Here is a 17,809-nt window from a genome sequence, read left to right as displayed (position 1 = left end):
AGCGCAACGCTCCCCGCACCCGCTCCGCGGCGCCGGTCATGTCCGGGACCCTCCCGGGTCCGGGGCGTCCGCGCCGTCGGTGAGGAAGGCGAAGACCACCGGCTCCCCGACGTGGCGCAGTGTGGTGACGAACGTGGCGATGCGCAGCCCGCCCGCCGTCAGGACGACCCATCCGGGCCTGGTCTGCGGGGCCAGGGTGAGGGGCACCCCGGCCAGCAGACCGGCCTTCCTCAGGCACTCGACGGCGGTCCACACCCGGGTCGCCGAGGTGTCCGGGTTCTCACCCGTTTCCTTGGCCACCAGGGCGGCCAGGTCCCCGTGCTCACCGAGCAGCCCCTCCCACACCGCCGGGTCGCGGGCGGTGACCTGCTCGATGTCGCAGGCCACGGTCGTCGAGGCGACGACGCCGAGGGTCATCCCCGGGCCGTGGGCCGCCGACAGACGCCGCGTGCCGTCGAGTTCGGGCCGGCCGTCGGGCCGGTAGCGCACCTTCACGCTCTCGCCCAGCGCCCGCTGGACGGCCCGGGCGGTGGCCGCTCGGCGACCGGTCCTGGAGTCCTCGGCGTCGGCCGGGTCCGGTTCGACGGCGACGTCGAGATGGGTGCCGAGCACTTCCTCCAGAGTCCGCTCCAGGTAGGGGCCGAGCAGCGGCGCGACCCACGGTCCCGAGCCGTCCGACTTGCGCACGGCGTGCAGGGTGAGTCCCTCCCACCGCTCGACGACCGTGCCGTCCGGAGTACGTACGGCGATGTCGTACACATAGGTGTCGCCGTCCCGGTGGCGCTCGGTCGCGCAGTAGCGGACCAGCTCCGGCAGGTCCTCGCCTGCGGCCATCGGATACATCCGCTCGATGCCGGAGGGCAGCAGGGTCGCGTCTGGGACGCACACCTGGTTACCGTGCATCAGGGCGTCACGCATCCCCGGGTCCGCGAGCAGGAGCGTGCCCGGCAGGTAGCCGGCGAACCAGCCGGACGGCGCGTCGATCGCCACATCGGCGTCGACGTGCCGCGCGGCGGCCCGGTGGAAGCGGCGCAGCCTCTGGAAGCGCTCGCCCTGGAAGAGCACGCCGCCGTACAGGTCGGTAGCGGGGTCCAGCGGGACGTCCGGAACGTTCGGGTCCGCCTGGCCGGGGGGACCGTCCGGGATCGCCCCGCTGTTGTAGACCAGCCGGGCCCGGAAGTGTTCGGCCACGAAACCGGTGTCCTGCGCGTGGACGGCCACGTCCACGGTGTCGGAGCCGGTGACGGTGGCCGCGATCCGGATGCGGGTCGTTCCTGTGGGCGGCACCACGATCGGGCGCAGGAAGCGCGCGTCCTCCAGGACCGGCACACCTTCTCGCCCGGTGACCGCGGAGGCGACCTGGACCATGGCCTCCATGCCGATCACCGCGGGCAGCAGCAGGTTGCCGTCCAGAAGGTGGTCGGCGAGATAGAGGTCCGTCCCGGCGTTGAGCTCGGCTTCGGTGACGAGCTCCACACCGTGGTAGCGCACCAGTGGCTCCCCGGTGAAGCGCAGCAGCGGCAGCGGCGGCTGCTCGCGCCGCACGGTCCCGATGCCTTCCGTGCGGCCGCTGATCACCGTCACCACGGGGGCGTCCGGGTCGGCGATCAGTCGGAGCAGGATCTCGATGCCCTGGTCGGGCGAGACGGGCACGATGCCCTCGCGGGAGAGCGACTCCACGACGGACAGCTTCTCGCCCATGCCGACGCCGGACCACACGGACCACTCCATGCACAGGGCGCGGCAGCCCGCGTTGCGGCGGGCGACGTCCTCGGTGAGGCCGGCCAGCCACTCGTTGGCGGTGGCGTAGTGCGCCTCTCCCCGCAGTCCTGCCCGGCCGATGATGCTGCCGAAGGTGACGAGGAGTTTCAGGTTCTCCTCGCCGACCACGGCCAGCACATTGCGCAGCCCGTCGACCTTGGGGGCGAGCGTGCTGTGGACGGCGGCCATGTCGAGCCCGGTGAGCGCGGCCGGCTCGTTGCGGCCCGCTCCGTGCAGAACGGCGGTCACGGAGCCGAGAGCCCCGGTCAGCTCGGCGACCGCCTCGGCGACGCGCACCGGGTCGGTGACGTCGGCGGCCACGTAGCCGACCCGTACGCCGCTGTCCCTCATCCGCTGCAGATTCGCGGCGAGATCCTGGTCCTGGCCGGGGTCGGAACGGCCCATCAGGGCCAGAGCCGCTCCCGTTCGCTCGGCGACGGCCAGGGCGCATTCGGCGGTGATGCCCTTGCCGCCGCCGGTGACGAGCAGGACGTCCTCGGAGCCCAGCACGTGGTCGGTACGCTCCGGTGCGAAGGGCAGAGCACGGAGAACGGGCACCCGGCGGCTGCCGTCCTCGGCGAGGTGTACCTCGCTGAAGCGGGCCGTCGCGGCGACCTCGTCGGCGACCCGGTCCGCGGCCCCGTCGGCCACCGGGGTGTGGACGACGGTGGTACGCAGGTGGGGCGCCTCCAGGTGCAGGGTCTTGGCCAGCGCGGCCGTCCCCCGGTCGTGCTGCACCAGGACGAAACGGCGTTCCGGCTCGCCCGAGAGAGCGGACTTCGCCCCGTCCAGGGCGAGTTCGAGCTGCTCCGGGGAGCAGGCGGGCGGCAGGCAGACCAGGACCCCGGAGCCCACCGCGGCGTTCTTCAGGGCGCGGTGCACGTCGTGGGCGAAGGGGTGGCCGTCAGTGGTGAACAGCTCCCAGGTTCCGCCCTTCGTGTCCGCCACGGCGGCGGGGAGGGGCAGTTCGTCGAGGTCGACGGAGAAGGGCCGGGCCCAGGGTGCGGCGCCCGTGACGAGGGGCGCCGCGGCATCGGTGTCCCCACCGGTGTCGACCAGGGTGGTGAGAGCCGTGGCCAGTTCGGCCACGGTCGCCGTGGCGAAGTTGGTCGGGATGTGAGAGGCGGCGAGACCGAGCTGGAGGGCGGCCTGGTTGACGATCTGGCCGACCGTGATCGAACTCATGTGCAGGTCGTCGAGGAGACTTTTGCTCTCGTCGATCAGCTCGAGCGGAAGCTCCGCGCGTTCGGCGACCAGGGCGCGCAGTACGTCGAACGCCGACTCCCCCGCCGAACTGCCGGCGTCCGCGGCCGTTACGGCGTCGGGCTCCTGGACGAGCGCGGCGGGAAGCGTCAGCTCGGGTGCCTGTTCGCAGGGGCTGGCCAGGAAGCGGAACTCGGCCCCCACCTCCAACGGCCGCGTCAGCCGGTCGTTGAAGAGCCGCTCGTGGACGATCGGAGCACCCATCACGTAGGCGGCTCCGACGACCTGGAGCAGACCACGCAGGGACTCGTCGTCGGTGTTCAGCGCGATGGCGGGTTTCTCGGTGGCGCCCGCCGCCAGGGTGCTGAGGACACGGCCGGGACCGACCTCGACGAACAGGTCGACCTCGGCCGCCGCCGCTCGGACCGCCTGGGTGAACAGCACCGGGTCGGTGATCTGCTGTCGCAGGAGCTTGGCGAGGTCGGTGTCGCTCTCCAGTTCCGCGCCGGTGACGGTGGAGACGACGCGGCGTTCCATCCCGCCCAGTCGCGCTCCCGCGAGCCAGTCGCCGAAGGAGTCGGCGGCCGGAGCGACGAGGGGTGAGTGGAAGGCGTGGGACACGGCGAGGCGGGTGAAGGCGATGCCCGCGGCCGCTGCCCGCCCGGTCACGCTCTCGACGGCCTCGACCGTTCCGGCGATCACCGTCTGGCGGGGGCCGTTGTACCCGGAGATCACCACGGGGAGCCCTTCGACGAGGGCCCCGGCCTCCTCGGGGGTGGCGGTCAGCGAGGCCATCGTGCCCGAGGCGCTGTGCTCGGCCATGGCTGCCCCGCGGGTGCGTGCGGCCTCCAGCAGGGTGCTGGAGTCCATCGCGCCCGCCCAGTGGAGGGCGGAGAGCTCGCCGAGGCTGTGGCCGAGCGCGATGTCGGCCTCGACGCCCAGCGCGTCCAGCACGCGCAGACCCGCCGTCGAACCGGTGACGATGCGCGGCTGCGCCACGTCGGTGGCGACCATGTCCCCGGCGGTGGGCAGGCCGGCGCGCGCGTACACGTCGGCGGCCTCGGTGAAGCGGCGGGCGAGCGCGCCACCGGCGGTGGACGTGCCGGAACCCTGCCCCGGGAAGAGGAAGCCGATGCGGGCCGCCTCGACGGCCCTGCCGAGGAAGGTACGGCCGTCCGAGGAGAAGACCGGGCCGTCGCCGGGCGTATGGGTCCCGGCGGTACGGGCCGCACTGCGCAGCCTGAGCTCCGCGTCCTCGGGCGAGGTGACGACGACGGCGGCCCGGTAGGGCAGCTCGCGCAGTTCCCGCTGGAGGGTCACGGCCAGGTCGCCGAGCTGTGCGTAGGAGACCTGTGCGGCGAAGTCGGCCACCCGCGTCAGCCGCTGGGCCAGCGCCGCGGGCGATTCCCCGTCGAGGAGCAGCAGTTCGGAGTCCTGGAGGGAGTTGGCCAGCAGAGTGGCCCGACGGCTCGCGCCCCGGCGGCGCCCGGAGGCGGCCGACCTGTCGAGAACGACATGGGTGTTGATCCCGCCGAACCCCATGGCGGTGATCCCGGCGCGGAGCGGGGCGTTCTTCGGCCACCGCTCCGCCTTGCGCAGCACCCGCAGGTTTGCTGACTCTGTGGTGAGCAGTTCGTGAGGGTCCACGCAACCGATGGCGGGTGGCAGCACCGCGGAGTCCAGGGCCATCACCGCCTTGATCAGTCCGGCCACCCCCGCCGCCGCCTTGGTGTGGCCGATCATGCCCTTGACGGAGCTGATGACGGCGCTGGGAGCCCGCGGGTCGGCCTGGGTGCGCGCGCCCATGATGGCCTGGAGCTCGGTGGCGTCACCGACCGCGGTGCCTGTGCCGTGGCCCTCGAAGAGCGGCACGGTCTCGATGCCGAAGCCCGCCCGCTCGTAGGCACGGGACAGCGCGAGCTGATACCCGCTCACCTCGGGGCGAGTGATGCCGCCCTGCCCGTCGGAGGAGATGCCCCAGCCTGCGATGGAGGCGTAGACGCGGCGCCCCGCGGCGATCGCGTCCTCCTCGCGCATCAGCACGACCATGCCGCAGCCCTCGCCCGGCCAGAAGCCGTTGGAGCCGCGGTCGTAGAGCCGCATCTCCTTCCGGGCGAGCGCACCGGTCTTGGCGAAGCCGATGATCTCGAAGGGGTCGATGGACAGGTCGACGCCGCCGGCGACGGCGACATCGAGGTCGCCGCCCTGCAGCGAGGTGGCCGCGGTGGTGATCGACAGCAGCGAGGAGGAGCACGCCCCGTCGACGGTGTAACCCCCGCCGTTCAGGTCGAAGTGGTTGCAGATCCGCCCGGCGATGGTGTTGGACAGGCCACCGGCGAGGGTGTCCTCGTCGACCGCGGGAAACGGCTTCTTGTAGGCGCCCTCCACCCCCTGGAGGAACGTGCCGATGCGGTCGTCGTCCCAGTCCTGCCCCTTGAGCGCGTCGGCGAGCACCCGGCGTACGTAGGGCCATCGCAGGCGCATCCCGTTGGCGCGGGAGAACTCGCCGGTCAGGGTGTTGCCGATGACGACTCCGGTGCGCTCCCCGGGCAGGCCCTGGCCGTCGGGGAAGCCCGCGTCCGCGAGGGCCCGGGTCGCCGTGTCCAGGGCGAGCCAGTGAGTCAGGTCCGTGGAGCGGTAGGTGCTGCCGGCGATCCGGTGGGCCACACGGTCGAACTCCCATCCCTCCAGGACCGCGGCGTTGCGGGCGTAGAAGGTGTCGGGCACCGTGGGGTCCGGGTTCCAGTAGTCGTCCAGGCGCATCCGGACGTCGGGCAGTCGGCGGAAGGCGCGCCGCCCGGCGACCGCGTTCTCCCAGAGTTCGCGGGGCGTGGCGGCGTCGGGGTACGTGCACGCGAGCCCGACGATGGCTATTCGACTCATACGGGCACCGCCGCCTTTTTCTTCGTCACTCGATCAGCCGCGCACTTGCCGTGGAAGCAGGTGCCGTCCTTGCAGGGATCGCCCGAGAGCACGACCGCCGCCGTTCGCGGCGCGGCGTCCGCCGGTACGGGCGCGGGGGCGGACGGCTCCGGGGCTGGAGCGAACTGTTCGGCCGGAGCGTTCCCGTGCTCCGGGGACGCGGCCACCGGGAGCGCCTGCCGTGCCACGGTCTCGCGCTGCTTGGAGAGGAAGTGCAGGCCCCACAGGTAGCCGCCGCGGATCAGGCACACCAGAGCGGTGGCGAAGAAGATGCCGTACGCGATGCCGAGAGCGGTCAGCACCCCGTACATCGCGGCGACGCCGGCGCCGAAGGCGATCTGGGAGGAACGCTTGGAGGGCGAGGTGCCGGGGTCGGTGACCATGTAGTTGGTGAAGAGGACGAAGGCCACTCCGGTCATCATGCCGAGCGCCGCGGGGATCGAGGTCCCCATGACCAGGCCTCGGACGACGGCCTGCACGACGAAGCCGACGAGCCAGGCCATGATCAGCCACATACGGCCGGTCAGCTTCGCGTTCAGCATGGTGCCCAGGGTCAGGATGATCGCCGGGAGGACCCAGTCGGCGGGCCCGTACAGGTACTCGGTGAAGTGGTAGGGCGGTGCGATGCTGGCCCAGGGGAAGAGGAGCAGGATCACCGCGATGCCGAAGTTCGACGGGTTCATGTAGTGCCGCATGCGCCCCTTGAGCGGGGCCCGCAGGACCCACTTGGTGCCGACGGCCACGATGACGCCGAAGATCATCACCCAGACGCGGTCGTTGACGTAGGTCAACATGTTCACGGCGAGACCGGTGATGTGCGCGGGGAAGAGGAACTCGACCATTCCCTTGAACCCGCCGCCGGCGTAGCGGGGGGCCCGCTTCTCGCCGCGGGCGCTGACGGCCTCCAGCGTGATCTCCACCACGTAGGCGGTGAGGACCGCGATGAACGGCCACAGCCAGGGCTGCTCGAAGCCGAGGAAGGTGTACCCGGCGATGTTGAGGACCGAGATCGAGATCGCGAACCGGCGGAGGGCTGTGGTGACCTTCACGTCGTGCCGGGGCGCGGCCGTGAGTGTCTTGGTTTCGGGCACGGTCACTTCTCCTTCACGTCGGCGCCGAGTTCCAGCGAGTGCCGGCCGGGGGTCAGCTGGAGGTCCTTGCTGCGCACCTGCCCGGTACGGTCACGCCATGTCAGGCGGGTCCGCATGGGGCCCTCGGCCTCCTGGCCGAGGCCGATGTGCACGTCCTGGCTGCGCTTGCCGGAGTGGCCGCTGCCGCCGTCGACACGCCCGAGGCGGGTACTGCCGTCGGACAGGGTCACGGTGACCTGCGCGCCGATCACGGGCGAACCGGCCTCGTCCGTCAGACTGAGGTTGAGGTAGCCGCCGGTGTCCTGGCTCATGTTGCAGTAGAAGACGGGGTCCTCCCACTGACGTGCCACGACCATGTCGAGGCGCCCGTCGCCGTCGGCGTCACCGGTGGCGATGCCCCGGCTGGGCACGGGTACGGCCAGACCGAGCTGCTTGGACAGGTCGCTGTAGGCCTCGCCGTCCTTGTCCTGGACGAAGAAGCGCAGGTGCTGGTCGCCGGCGAGGTCATCGCCCTCCTCCACCCGGGGCCAGAAGCGGGGGTGCTTGACCAGCGCGTCGTTGGCTGTGGCGAGTTCCTGGAGCTGCGCCCAGCGGTTGCGCTTGCCCTTGACGAAGCCGACTGCCTGGGTGATCTCCTGGATCCCGTCGTTGTTGAAGTCGCCCATCTTCACGTCCCAGCCCCATCCGGACCAGGCGAGGTTGAGCGGTGCGCTCTCGTCCTTGTAGGGGGCGACGCCGTCGCGGAACTCGGCCCGCAGGTCGGCCTTGTCACGGGCCGTACCGATGAAGGCGAAGTTCGACTCCTGGATGCCGAAGGACGTCGTGATGTTGGAGACGAAGGCGTCGTACAGGCCGTCGTTGTCCAGGTCGCCGAAGTCGACGCCCATGCCCTTGAAGGAGCTGCGGCCGATCTCCTTGGACTTCGGCGTGGTCGCGGTGTGCCTGGCCTTGACCTCGCTGAACTTGAACGTGCCGGGGGTCGACCTGTTGTACAGGAGGGCCGAGGTCCCGAAGTCGTGCCCGAGGTACATCTCGGGGCGCTGGTCGCCGTCCAGGTCGGTGGCCGAGACGGCCAGCGTCCAGCCCTGGTCGATGTTCTTCGGCAGGACGTTCTTGACCTGCTCGTAGCCGGAGGGTGTCCAGCGGAAGAAGTGGCCGCCGCCGCCGTTCTGGGCGTGGGACAGCGAGTCGTTCATCGTCACGCCGCCGTGCACGGTGTCGTCCAGGACGGGGCTGTCGGGGAAGTAGTTGCCGATGTAGATGTCGTTGTGCCCGTCGCCGTCGAAGTCGGCGACGGCCGCGGCGTTGGAGTTCCACAGCGGGCCGGTGTAGGCGTCGGTGCCGTTGCCGGAGACGAGTTCGACGGGCTCGAAGCACTTCGGGTCCATGGTCGTCGTGTCCTTCCCGGGCTCCTTCTTCGCCTGGAAGATCACCGGGGTGCGGCCCCAGTAGTAGACGAGCAGGTCCATCGCCCCGTCTTCGTTGAAGTCGCCGGGGACACAGCCGATCGGGGCCATGATGTCGCTCTTGGGCAGCGGCGCCGGGTCGAGGACGAACGGGGCGTACGAGGTGCTCTCGCGTCCGGGCACCGGGGCGGGGGTGACGACGACCTGGTCGATCTGCGGGTCGGTGACGCACAGGTCGTTGGGCAGGCCGTCACCGTCGATGTCGTTCATGGCGACGCCCGCGCCGACCGAGGAGATCCACGCCTCGATGTGCTTGTAGGCCTTGTTCACCTTGCGGACGCTCTGTTTCTCGTATCCGCCCGGCATGGATATCGCCATCGGCTTCAGATCGAAGCTCTCCGCCATCTCCGCTTTTTCGGAAGCGCTGGACTCCGCCGGTTTCACCGCGTAAAAGGTGCCGACCATGAGAACGAGTGCGATCACCCCGGGTGCCTGTTTCCGCAGCCAGGAAATTGGATGTGTCATGCGACGGCGCCCTTCTGCTCGTGCGGAACGGAACTGATGGTGGTGGCGATGTGCCGCCTCCAGGCCTCGAAGGCCGGGATCTCCCCGCCGTCGCAGGTGGCGGGCCGCGCGTCGGTGCACACCTGCGAGGCTTCCGCGGGGGTCCGGCCGCCGCACAGGACGCGGGCCGCCAGGTGCGTGTGGGCGGTCGTCGTGCCGGCCCGTTCCCGGGCCTCGCAGGCGAACGCGGAACCCTGCACGAGGCTGGGCAGGTGGTCGCCCGCGTGCTTGGCGAAGCGCCGCAGCTCGTCCTCGTCGACGCTTCCCGCGTAGGTGCAGGCGAGTCCGGCACCGGCGTACAGGTCGCCGTGGCGGTGCTCGGGGAACGTGCCGATGAGGTCGGCCACGACGTCGGGGTCGGTGCCCCCGACGAACCACATGGCCCGCCCGATGCCCTGGTCGATGGCGCGGGCGCTGTAGGCGTCCGGGCCGCCCTTCCAGGTGAAATGGTGCTCGGCGGCGGGGTCACGGACGTAGGAGCCGGTCTTGAAGTACGCCTGGTGGAAGCCGTATCCGTCCAGGATCAGCCAGCGAAGCACAGGGTCGGTCGCGGTCACGTCGGGCCACAGGAACCTGGGCAGTCGTGCCATCGCCCAGCCGATGCCGACGTAGATCATGTAGTTGTGGCGGCGCCCCTCGCCCTCCAGGATCCCGGTCAGCCTCCTGCTGCCCCCGGTGAGGGAGTCGAGCATGACCGCGCCCATGCCGGCGCCCTCGTAGGCGAAGCCGCGAAAGGCCCGGGGAACGGTCTCCAGCCAGTCGACGGCCTGGTCCGCCGTACGCGCCTCGACCGCGTAGGCGTACCCCTGGAGGAAGCTCGTCCCGACCGTCTCCAGCTGGTGCTTGGCCTCGGCATTCTTGACGTGGAATCCCCGTGTTTCCAACAGCGTTTCCCGGACGTTGGGAGTGAGAACTCGGCGCCTCAGCGCACGCAACATGGACACCTAGAAGACCGCCCCTCGATTCCTTTGCCTGCGATTCCTTTTCTTTGAATCCGAACATATTAAATTAGGGTGACCGAATGTCTACTTCAGAAATGCTTAGAGGGAATTCACCGGCAGCTTTTCGCGCACCGACCGGCGCCAGATCTCATAGGTGGGGACACCGTCGGCCGCGCCTGCCGGCGGCGCGGCGTCGTCGGCGAGTGCGGCAGCCGACTCGACCGTGATTCCGGCCAGCGCGTGCAGCGCGGTCCGGGTGTGCTCGGGAACGGTCCCGGAGAAGTGGCGTGCCTTCGCGGCGAACACGGAGCCCTGGGCGACGTGCCCGCTCAGTTCGCCGGACCGGGCGCGCAGCGCGTCCAGCTCGGCCGCTGTGGAACAGCCGGCGAACGTGGCGGCGAGCCCGACGCCCGCCCACAGGTCCGGCCGGCGCTCGGAGGCGAACCTGCGGACGGCGGCGCAGACGTCCTCCACCCGCGCGCCGTGGATGAACCACAGGGCGCGCCCGATGCCCTGGTCCACCGCCCGCTGGAAGTAGTCCGGGTGGCCGTCCCAGGCGTACGGAGTGTCCAGGCGCTGGTCGTCGACCCAGCGCGCGGGGGCGAAGTAGGCGCGGTCGAAGCCGTAGCCGTCGACCGCGAGCCAGGTCATCGGCGGATAGAAGTCCTCGCCGTCCAGCTCGGGCACGACCTTCTTCCACAGCGGCCTGGGCAGCTTGGCCATCGCGAAACCGATGCCGATGTAGTTGAGGAAGATATGCCGGCGCCCGGCGCCCTGGAGCAGCTCAGCGGTGCGACCGCCACGGCCCGGCATCGAGTCCCGGATCACCGAGGCCATGGTCGCGCCCTCGTAGGCGAAGCCCCGCAGCTCCAGGTCCACCAGGGAGAGCCGGCGTTCGGTCTCCCAGAGACTCCTCGACTCGATACCCCACTCGAAACCGGTCACCACCGTCTGGGGGATGGCCTCCAGCTGCCGGGTCGCGGCGGTCTCGGTCACCGGGAAGCCGCGGCCCGCGAAGCTCACGTCACGGAGGGACGGAGCCATCAGAAGTCTGCGCAGAGATCCCATCGCCGATGCCACGCGTGCCTCCTTCAACCGGCCACCGAGGGGGTGGCGAAGGGCCTCATGGTCGGCTCGCTGCAAAGATCAGGGCATCTTCGCAAATGCGCAACACCCTTGCGGCACAAGGGGTTTGATAGTAAATGAACGCGCCCGCAACTCATCGCTTGCGATGCTCGGACCGGGTGGCGCAGGCCGGGAACTCAGCGCGCCCGACGCACGGCCACCTCCTCCTCGTGGATGTCGCGTCCGCAGGAGGAACAGCCCAGGCGCACGCGTACGTCGCCGTCGCACCCGACGTGCCGCGCCTGCCTCGGCGGTCCCAGTTCGGCGGGAAGATTCCGGTCACCCCACTGCATCAGTGCGACCACGGCGACGGTGAGCTCGCGGCCCATGGGCGTGAGCGGGTATTCGTGGCGTACCGGCTTCTCCTGGTACACGACCCGTCTCATGACACCCAGCTCGACGAGACGGCCGAGCCGGTCGGCGAGCACATTGCGCGAGATCGGCATCTGACGGAGGAATTCGTCGTAGCGCCCTGCGCCCAGCAGGGCGGAGCGGACGATCAGCAGGTTCCAGCGCTCCCCGATGACTTCCAGGGAACGGGCCAGCGAGCAGTCCTGTCCTTCGTACGTCCGTGGCAGCATGCCCGACGGTACCGCCCGGGTTGCATCACAGGACCTGGGAGGCGGTCGCGGGGGCGGAAAGAGAGCACGGCGGAAGAAGCCCGCGCGCGCGGGGGCCTGGTGAGATGGGCCACTGTTCTCCTCGTTCCCCGACCGTGGAGGTCCAAGCATGGCCATCAGTACCGGAGTGTCACCGTCCGCACTGCGAGGCGGGATCGACTCCATCAACAGCCGTCACCATCAACTCGGCTTGCGCGTGTTCATGTTCATCGTCGTCGCACACTGGGCGGAGCACCTGGTCCAGGCTTACCAGATCTACGTCATGGGCTGGCCGATCCCGGAGGCGCGCGGCGTGCTCGGGGTGCCGTTCCCGTGGCTGGTCACCTCGGAGTGGATGCACTACGGATACGCCCTGGTGATGATGGTCTTCCTGTTCCTCCTGCGGCCGGGCTTCACCGGCAGTTCGGCCACCTGGTGGAAGACGTCCCTCGGTCTCCAGGTGTGGCATCACCTGGAGCACCTGCTGCTCCTGGCACAGGTGCTCGCCGGGGCCCACCTGCTGGGCAAGGCCGCTCCGACGAGCCTGATCCAGCTGATCGCGCCCCGCGTGGAACTGCACCTGTTCTACAACACCCTGGTGACGGTGCCCATGGTGGTGGCGATGTATCTGCACACCCGCGCGAACCGGCCGGACAACGCCGCCGCGCGGTGTGCCTGCGCTCCCAAGGACTGAATCCCATGGCGAGGAGCGGCAGAAAGCCCTCCGGGTTCGTGTCCCTGCTACTCCTGCTGGCCGGAGTCCTGCTGTTCTGGCTGACGGTGCCGGACTTGGGCAACGCGGCCAGGGCCGCCACCGCGGACGGGCCGCGGGGCATCTTCACCGCGGCCCGTCTCGTGTGCGCCGGACACGCCGGGCACACCACGTGCGAGTGGTCGGGAACGTTCCGGTCCGCCGACGGCACTGTGGAGCTCGGGAACGTCAAGCTGTACGGCAGTGACCGGGACACCTTCGAGGCCGGACGGACCGCGCCGGCCGTGGACGTGGGCAACGCGGGGCGGGTTTACGATCCGACCGGGTCGCGTACCTGGATCATCACGGTCGTGCTGGTGGCCGTCGCCTACGGCCTGCTCGCGGCCGTGGCCCGCCGGCACCTCATGCCTCCCCCGCCGCCTCGGCGGAACGCCCCGTCGGCGGCGGCGTGAGCCTCGCGCCACACGGCCCCGTCGGATGCGCCCGCTCCCCCTTCGACGGCCTCGCAGGGGGCGCTTCGCTCAGCCCGTCGCCAGGCCGGCGGGCCGGGCGCCGGTCAGCTCCAGCCGGCTGTACGCGAAGGCGGCCGAGACCAGCGTCATGTGATGGTGCCAGCCGGGGTAGGACCGCCCCTCGAAGTCGAGCAGCCCGAAATCGTCCTCCAGCGACTGCACCGTGGCGCCCGCCCGGTGCTGGAGTCTGGCCAGCGCGATCAGCTCGTCGGTACGCCGCTGTGTCATGTTGGTCAGCCAGATCCGGGGGGAGCGGGGCCCCACGCAGGAACGGACGCCGAAGACCCGGTAGGTGGGGTGCGGTGCCTGCCGGGCGAGCCGTACCTGCGGCAGCCTCACCAGCGTGGTCATCACCGCGGTGCGGTCGGCACCGCGGTCGAGCCCTTCATGGGCGTTGGGTCTGAACTGGGCGCTGTGTTTGAGGCCGAACAGGCGCTGTGCTTCCACGGCTGCGGGTAACTTCGAGGCGTACGCGCCGCGCGCGGTCGTGCCGCCGACGACGGGGACCACCGGTGTCCGGCCGGGCAGGGAGACGATGAACTCGCGGCCGCGGCGGCTGAGTCCGCGCACCAGCGAGGCCACCCCGGTGTGGTGGCTGAGGTCGGCCACCACCGGCCGGGCGCTGAGCTGGGTGCTTGCGCACAGCAGGTCCACGAGGTCGAGCGCGTGCTGCTCGATGGTGCGGTGGTCGGCGTCGTCGGGGATGCGGGCCCGTGCGCGGCGTGTCTGGTCGTCGGCCCAGGTACCGGGCAGCAGCAGCCCCCAGTGCATGGGAACGGCCTCCGTCCCGCTGGTGAGGAACGCGCCGACGGCCAACTGGCAGTTGACGGAGCGTCCGGTGGCGGGGACGAAGCGCCGGTGCACGCCGCAGGAGTGGTCGCCCCGCTTGCGGAGCACCGCCGCCGAGAGCACCCAGGCGTGCGGGGACAGCCGCTGCTCGGCCCACCGCATCAACTCGGCCCGTGCCGGGGCCCAGTCCCAGGGACTGGCGTTGAGGAACTGGTGCATCGACTGGGAGGCGGTGGGCGAACCGGAGACGGTGGCGGCCATCCGGCGTACCGACTTCTTGCCCTCGGTGGTCAGCAGGCCCGCCAGGTACGCCTGGGCCCAGGCCCGCTGATCGGCCCTCGGCAGATGCCCGAAGACCTGCTCGGCAAGTACGGAGACCGGCACGTGCGCGTGGCTCACGTCGTGGGCCGCCATGGTTCGTTCCCTTCTACTGGGCATCCGATCGAGCGCTCCGATAGAATAGCGAACGTTATCTTTTTTTCCAACAGGACGGGGGAGCGCTCCCGTCGGTTGGGAACGAGCGCCGAACCTGGTCGTAAACGAAGATCAAGGACGCTCCAACCCTCGCTTGACCAAGCCTTTTACCTACTTGAGCCATCGTGGTTGCTCCTCCGTCGCGGTCCCGCCCGAGCTGGGACGTCGCCGACCGCCCGAGGGAGAACACCGCAACCCCTATCGGCATCGAGGTGCCGCGCAGCGTGCGCCCTACGGCCGAAGATTGTCGGAGAGGACATGGTGAAACAGGAACGGGCGGCACGTACACGGAGAACTCTCCTGCGGTCCGCCGCGGCGCAGTTCGACCTCGACGGGTACGCCGGTGCTTCGCTGGCCAAGATCAGCAAGGCGGCCGGCATTTCGCTGGGTGCGGTCACCTTCCACTTCTCCTCCAAGGCCGACCTCGCCGAGGCCGTCGAGGCCGAGGGGCGGGCCACGGTCAGGGCCGCCATCGAGCGGATCGAGGACCTCTCCGACGCGCCCTTGCGGCACCTGGCCGATCTGACTCTGGAACTCGCCCGCCTCATCGAGCAGAAGGACGCGGTCCGAGCCCTGCTACGACTGGAGAGGGAGCGTCCGGGCAGCTCGGCATGGACGGAGATCTGGCTGCCCACCGCCGACGAACTCCTGCAACGGGCCTATGAGGACGGGGACCTGCTGCCTTCGGCGCACCCCGAGGTCTTGGCAGCGCTGATCGTGCACCTGGTGGCCGGTGCCGAGATCGTCTTCCGCCGCCATCGTGCCGCCGGGTTGCCGACCCCGGACAGTTCGGTGGAGTTGCTGAGCCGTATCTGGCAGCTGGTCATGACGGGGGCGGCGAACGAGCCGGCCCCCGGGTGAGGCCCGCCTCCTCGGCCGCGGGGGTCCCGCCATGACGGCGCATGCCCCGGGTGCGCCCGTCACACCGGCGTCGGGGGAGGGGGTCAGACCGCACTGCAGCCCCCGTCCACGGGCACGGCGCCACCGGTCACGAAGGAGGAACGGTCGCTGCACAACCAGGCCGCCGCCTCGGCGATTTCGAGCGGGTCCGCCATGCGGTGCTGGATGGCGCGCGCGGCCACAGGCCGTTTCGTCCCGCTGCGCACGCTCCCCTCCGTCAGCTCGGTGCGGGTGCTTCCCACCACCAGGGCGTTGACCCTGATTCCCCTGGACCCGTACTCGGCGGCCGCGGCCTTGGTCAGCCCGAGCACCGCGTGCTTGGCGGCCACATAAGGAGCCAGCGCTCCGGTGGCGAAAAGACCCGCGGTGCTGGAGGTGTTCACGATCGTTCCGCCGGTGCGCTGGTCCAGCATGAGCGGTATCTGGTGGCGCAGGCAGTTCCACACCCCGCGTACGTTGACGTCCATGATCTGGTCGTAGACGGAGTCCTCCGTCTCGTGCAGATCGGTTCCCCGCGAACCCCACCCCGCGTTGTTGAAGGCGGCGTCCAGTCCTCCGAAACGCTCCACCGCCACCGAGACGACCTGCTCGACGTCAGCGGGACTGGTGACGTCACCAATGACCGCGACGGCCCGCCCCGCGTCGGCGCGGATCTCCTCCACCAGGTCGTACAGGAGTTTCTCGCGCCGTGCCATCAGGATGACCGAGGCGCCCTCGGCGGCGAAGAGACGGGCCGCGGCGGCCCCGATCCCGCTGGAGGCACCCGTGATCATGATTCTCTTGTCCCGGAGCAATCCGCTGTTCCGCAGTAATCCGCCCGAGCCTGTGTTCATGTACCCCTCCCCCACACGCCCCCGCCGAGGACAGGGACGTGACGCCGATCACTGTGTCCCCCCGGCACGACCATAGCGGGCGTCGGGTGAACGCCCAGGGTCTATCGGCAGAAATCTGGGGCGCCGGGTCAGCCTGGGCCCTACGGCTTCCGCTTCTTCAGACCGGCCGCCGGCCTGCCGCGCGTCTCGCCGAAGACCATCAGCTCGGCCGTGCCCGGCCCGGCGATCGCGGGAAGCACGCAGTACCAGATCTCCTCCACACGCTGGGGCAGATCGCGTCGGCCGGATTCCATCTGGGCGTGCATCTGCGCTCCGGTGCAGGCGCTCACCACCATGCGTGCGAAGGCCGGGATGTCCACACCGTCGCGGAGCTGACCCATGTCCTTCGCTTCCGTCAAGGCCAGCGCGGCCACCTCGGCCCACTGCTGATGCGAGTTCTCCTCGGCGGAGATGAACAGTTCCTGATCCGTCACCAGTCGGGCCCCAGCCAGCAGAAGCGGCTCGTCGAGCATCTGGTAGGACCAGGTCAGAGTGATGTCGATCAACCTCTGCAGGCCCTTCGCGGCAAGCGGCGGCGAGACGATGTCCGGCTGGCTGCGCACTATCTCCCGAGCCAGCGCTTCCTTGTTCTTGAAGTGGAAGTACATGGAACCGAGCGTCACGCCGGCCCGGTCCGTGATCCGCGAGACGCTCGCACCCGCGAAGCCACTTTCGGCGAACACTTCGGCGGCAGCGCGGATGAGCTTGGCCCGCGTCCGCCGTGCGCGCTCCTGCATCAGTGGGCGCTGCTCGGGTGACTCCGTCATATGTCCCGTCTCGTAGACAAAAAAAGAATAACTCTTACGATACAGCGAAGGCCCTCCGTCCGGACTTCGAGGCGGGGCGCCGTAGCACGTTCAGGCACCCAAGCACGGTCAGCATTCGATGATCCAGGGGGAGTGCACACGTGATGAGTTCAGCCGAAAACAAGGCCCCGACCGGCCTGCACCCGCAACGCCCCACCGTAGCCAGCCGCCTGGTCCGCAAGACGAATCCCTCGGAAGTGCTCATCACCGCGTGGCGCGGTGTCTCGGAGAACCAGCACGTCGTCAGCGCCGAATGGCCTTTCTCCCATCCGTTCTACACCCCGGAGCCGGAGGCGCACAGACCTCTGCTCCTCACGGAGAGCATCAGACAGGCCCTGGCCCTGCTGTCCCACACGGAGTTCCGGATACCCCTCGACCACCGTCTCGGCTGGGATTACATCAGCTGCTCCGCCACCCCCGAGGGCCTGCGGACCACCGCGGAACCGGCAGCCGTCGAACTGCACATCTCCCACACCTCGGTGAGCCGGCGCCGCCTGGGCTGCGCCCGGCTGTCGGCGGAGGTCGAGGCCGTACGCGACGGAGTACGCGTGGGCACCGCCCAGATCAGGTACACCTCCTACCCCGAGGCTCTCTACCGCAGGTTGCGCGGCCCCTACGCCGACGCGGCCGAGGCCTGTGCACGGGCGTTCCTCCCCGGTCGCCCCCTCTCCCCCGCCCTGGTCGGCCGAGAGAGCGACGGCGATGTCGTCCTGAGCCCGACGACCCGGGACAACCTGTGGTTCCTGCGCCCCGACCTCACCCACCCCGTCCTCTTCGACCACCCGCACGACCACGTCCCTGGCATGGTGCTCCTGGAGGCCTTCGACCAGGCGTCCACAGCCCTGTGCGCACCGAAGGAGACCCGCACCCTCTCCCTCGACGCGGTCTTCAAGCGCTACGTGGAACTCGACCAGCCCTGTCTGATCGAGGGAGAGAGACTCGGCACCTCCGGTATCCAGCTCATCGCCACCCAAGGGGACGTCGTGGCCGTATCCGCGTTGGTCACGACCGCACCGGCCTGACATACGGAAGGCGGGGCGGGGTACCCGCACCGACCGTCACCCCGCCCCGCCCACCACCGCACCCTGGCCCGCGTACGGCGGGGGGACGCGATCCGCTCACTGGCCCCACC

13 protein-coding genes are annotated in these 17,809 nt (G+C 70.1%); 4 read left to right on the top strand and 9 right to left on the bottom strand.

Features of this window, described 5'->3' with window-relative positions; all coding sequences use genetic code 11:
- Positions 1–36 precede the first annotated feature (36 nt).
- The 6 genes from F0344_RS34605 to F0344_RS34580 form a co-directional block, all read right to left on the bottom strand.
- Positions 37–5,847, bottom strand: a complete 5,811-nt coding sequence (locus F0344_RS34605; protein ID WP_185303100.1) for a type I polyketide synthase — start codon at positions 5,845–5,847, stop codon at positions 37–39.
- Complete coding sequence (locus F0344_RS34600; protein ID WP_185303099.1) at positions 5,844–6,977, bottom strand: enediyne biosynthesis protein; 1,134 nt, start codon at positions 6,975–6,977, stop codon at positions 5,844–5,846. Before F0344_RS34600 ends, F0344_RS34605 begins: the two co-directional genes overlap by 4 nt.
- A gap of 2 nt (positions 6,978–6,979) precedes the next feature.
- Positions 6,980–8,908: a CRTAC1 family protein gene (locus F0344_RS34595; protein ID WP_185303098.1), complete on the bottom strand. Its 1,929-nt coding sequence runs from the start codon at positions 8,906–8,908 to the stop codon at positions 6,980–6,982.
- Positions 8,905–9,891: a DUF1702 family protein gene (locus tag F0344_RS34590; protein ID WP_258050343.1), complete on the bottom strand. Its 987-nt coding sequence runs from the start codon at positions 9,889–9,891 to the stop codon at positions 8,905–8,907. The genes F0344_RS34595 and F0344_RS34590 overlap by 4 nt, the downstream gene beginning before the upstream one ends.
- A 96-nt stretch (positions 9,892–9,987) precedes the next feature.
- Positions 9,988–10,968: a DUF1702 family protein gene (locus F0344_RS34585; protein WP_185303097.1), complete on the bottom strand. Its 981-nt coding sequence runs from the start codon at positions 10,966–10,968 to the stop codon at positions 9,988–9,990.
- 182 nt (positions 10,969–11,150) lie between these two features.
- Positions 11,151–11,594 carry a winged helix-turn-helix transcriptional regulator gene (locus F0344_RS34580; protein ID WP_185303096.1) on the bottom strand — a complete coding sequence of 148 codons (444 nt, stop codon included), beginning with the start codon at positions 11,592–11,594 and terminating at the stop codon, positions 11,151–11,153.
- A gap of 148 nt (positions 11,595–11,742) precedes the next feature.
- On the opposite strand from F0344_RS34580, the gene F0344_RS34575 reads away from it, so the two are divergent.
- Entirely contained in the window at positions 11,743–12,306 is a 564-nt protein-coding gene (locus F0344_RS34575) for a hypothetical protein (protein WP_185303095.1), read from the top strand.
- A 5-nt stretch (positions 12,307–12,311) separates the two neighbouring features.
- Entirely contained in the window at positions 12,312–12,776 is a 465-nt protein-coding gene (locus F0344_RS34570) for a hypothetical protein (protein ID WP_185303094.1), read from the top strand.
- 69 nt (positions 12,777–12,845) lie between these two features.
- Here F0344_RS34570 and F0344_RS34565 read toward each other — a convergent pair whose 3' ends face one another.
- Complete coding sequence (locus tag F0344_RS34565; RefSeq protein WP_185303093.1) at positions 12,846–14,039, bottom strand: IS701 family transposase; 1,194 nt, start codon at positions 14,037–14,039, stop codon at positions 12,846–12,848.
- A 318-nt stretch (positions 14,040–14,357) separates the two neighbouring features.
- Here F0344_RS34565 and F0344_RS34560 point away from each other — a divergent pair, with 318 nt between their 5' ends.
- Positions 14,358–14,960, top strand: coding sequence for a TetR family transcriptional regulator (locus F0344_RS34560; RefSeq protein WP_185303092.1), 603 nt, complete (start codon positions 14,358–14,360; stop codon positions 14,958–14,960).
- A gap of 83 nt (positions 14,961–15,043) precedes the next feature.
- Here F0344_RS34560 and F0344_RS34555 read toward each other — a convergent pair whose 3' ends face one another.
- Together F0344_RS34555 and F0344_RS34550 are read right to left on the bottom strand one after the other, a co-directional pair.
- Positions 15,044–15,772, bottom strand: a complete 729-nt coding sequence (locus F0344_RS34555) for an SDR family NAD(P)-dependent oxidoreductase (protein WP_258050342.1) — start codon at positions 15,770–15,772, stop codon at positions 15,044–15,046.
- Positions 15,773–15,972: 200 nt separating this feature from the next.
- Positions 15,973–16,638, bottom strand: coding sequence for a ScbR family autoregulator-binding transcription factor (locus F0344_RS34550; protein ID WP_185303090.1), 666 nt, complete (start codon positions 16,636–16,638; stop codon positions 15,973–15,975).
- A 143-nt stretch (positions 16,639–16,781) separates the two neighbouring features.
- On the opposite strand from F0344_RS34550, the gene F0344_RS34545 reads away from it, so the two are divergent.
- Positions 16,782–17,699 (top strand): ScbA/BarX family gamma-butyrolactone biosynthesis protein, encoded by a 918-nt coding sequence (locus F0344_RS34545; protein WP_185303089.1) that lies wholly within the window; start codon positions 16,782–16,784, stop codon positions 17,697–17,699.
- The last annotated feature ends 110 nt before the right edge of the window (positions 17,700–17,809 follow it).

This window comes from Streptomyces finlayi (genome assembly GCF_014216315.1).
GTDB lineage: Bacteria > Actinomycetota > Actinomycetes > Streptomycetales > Streptomycetaceae > Streptomyces > Streptomyces finlayi_A.
The sequence above is the reverse complement of the archived record's forward strand: the minus strand, read 5'-3'. Positions and strand labels throughout refer to the sequence as shown.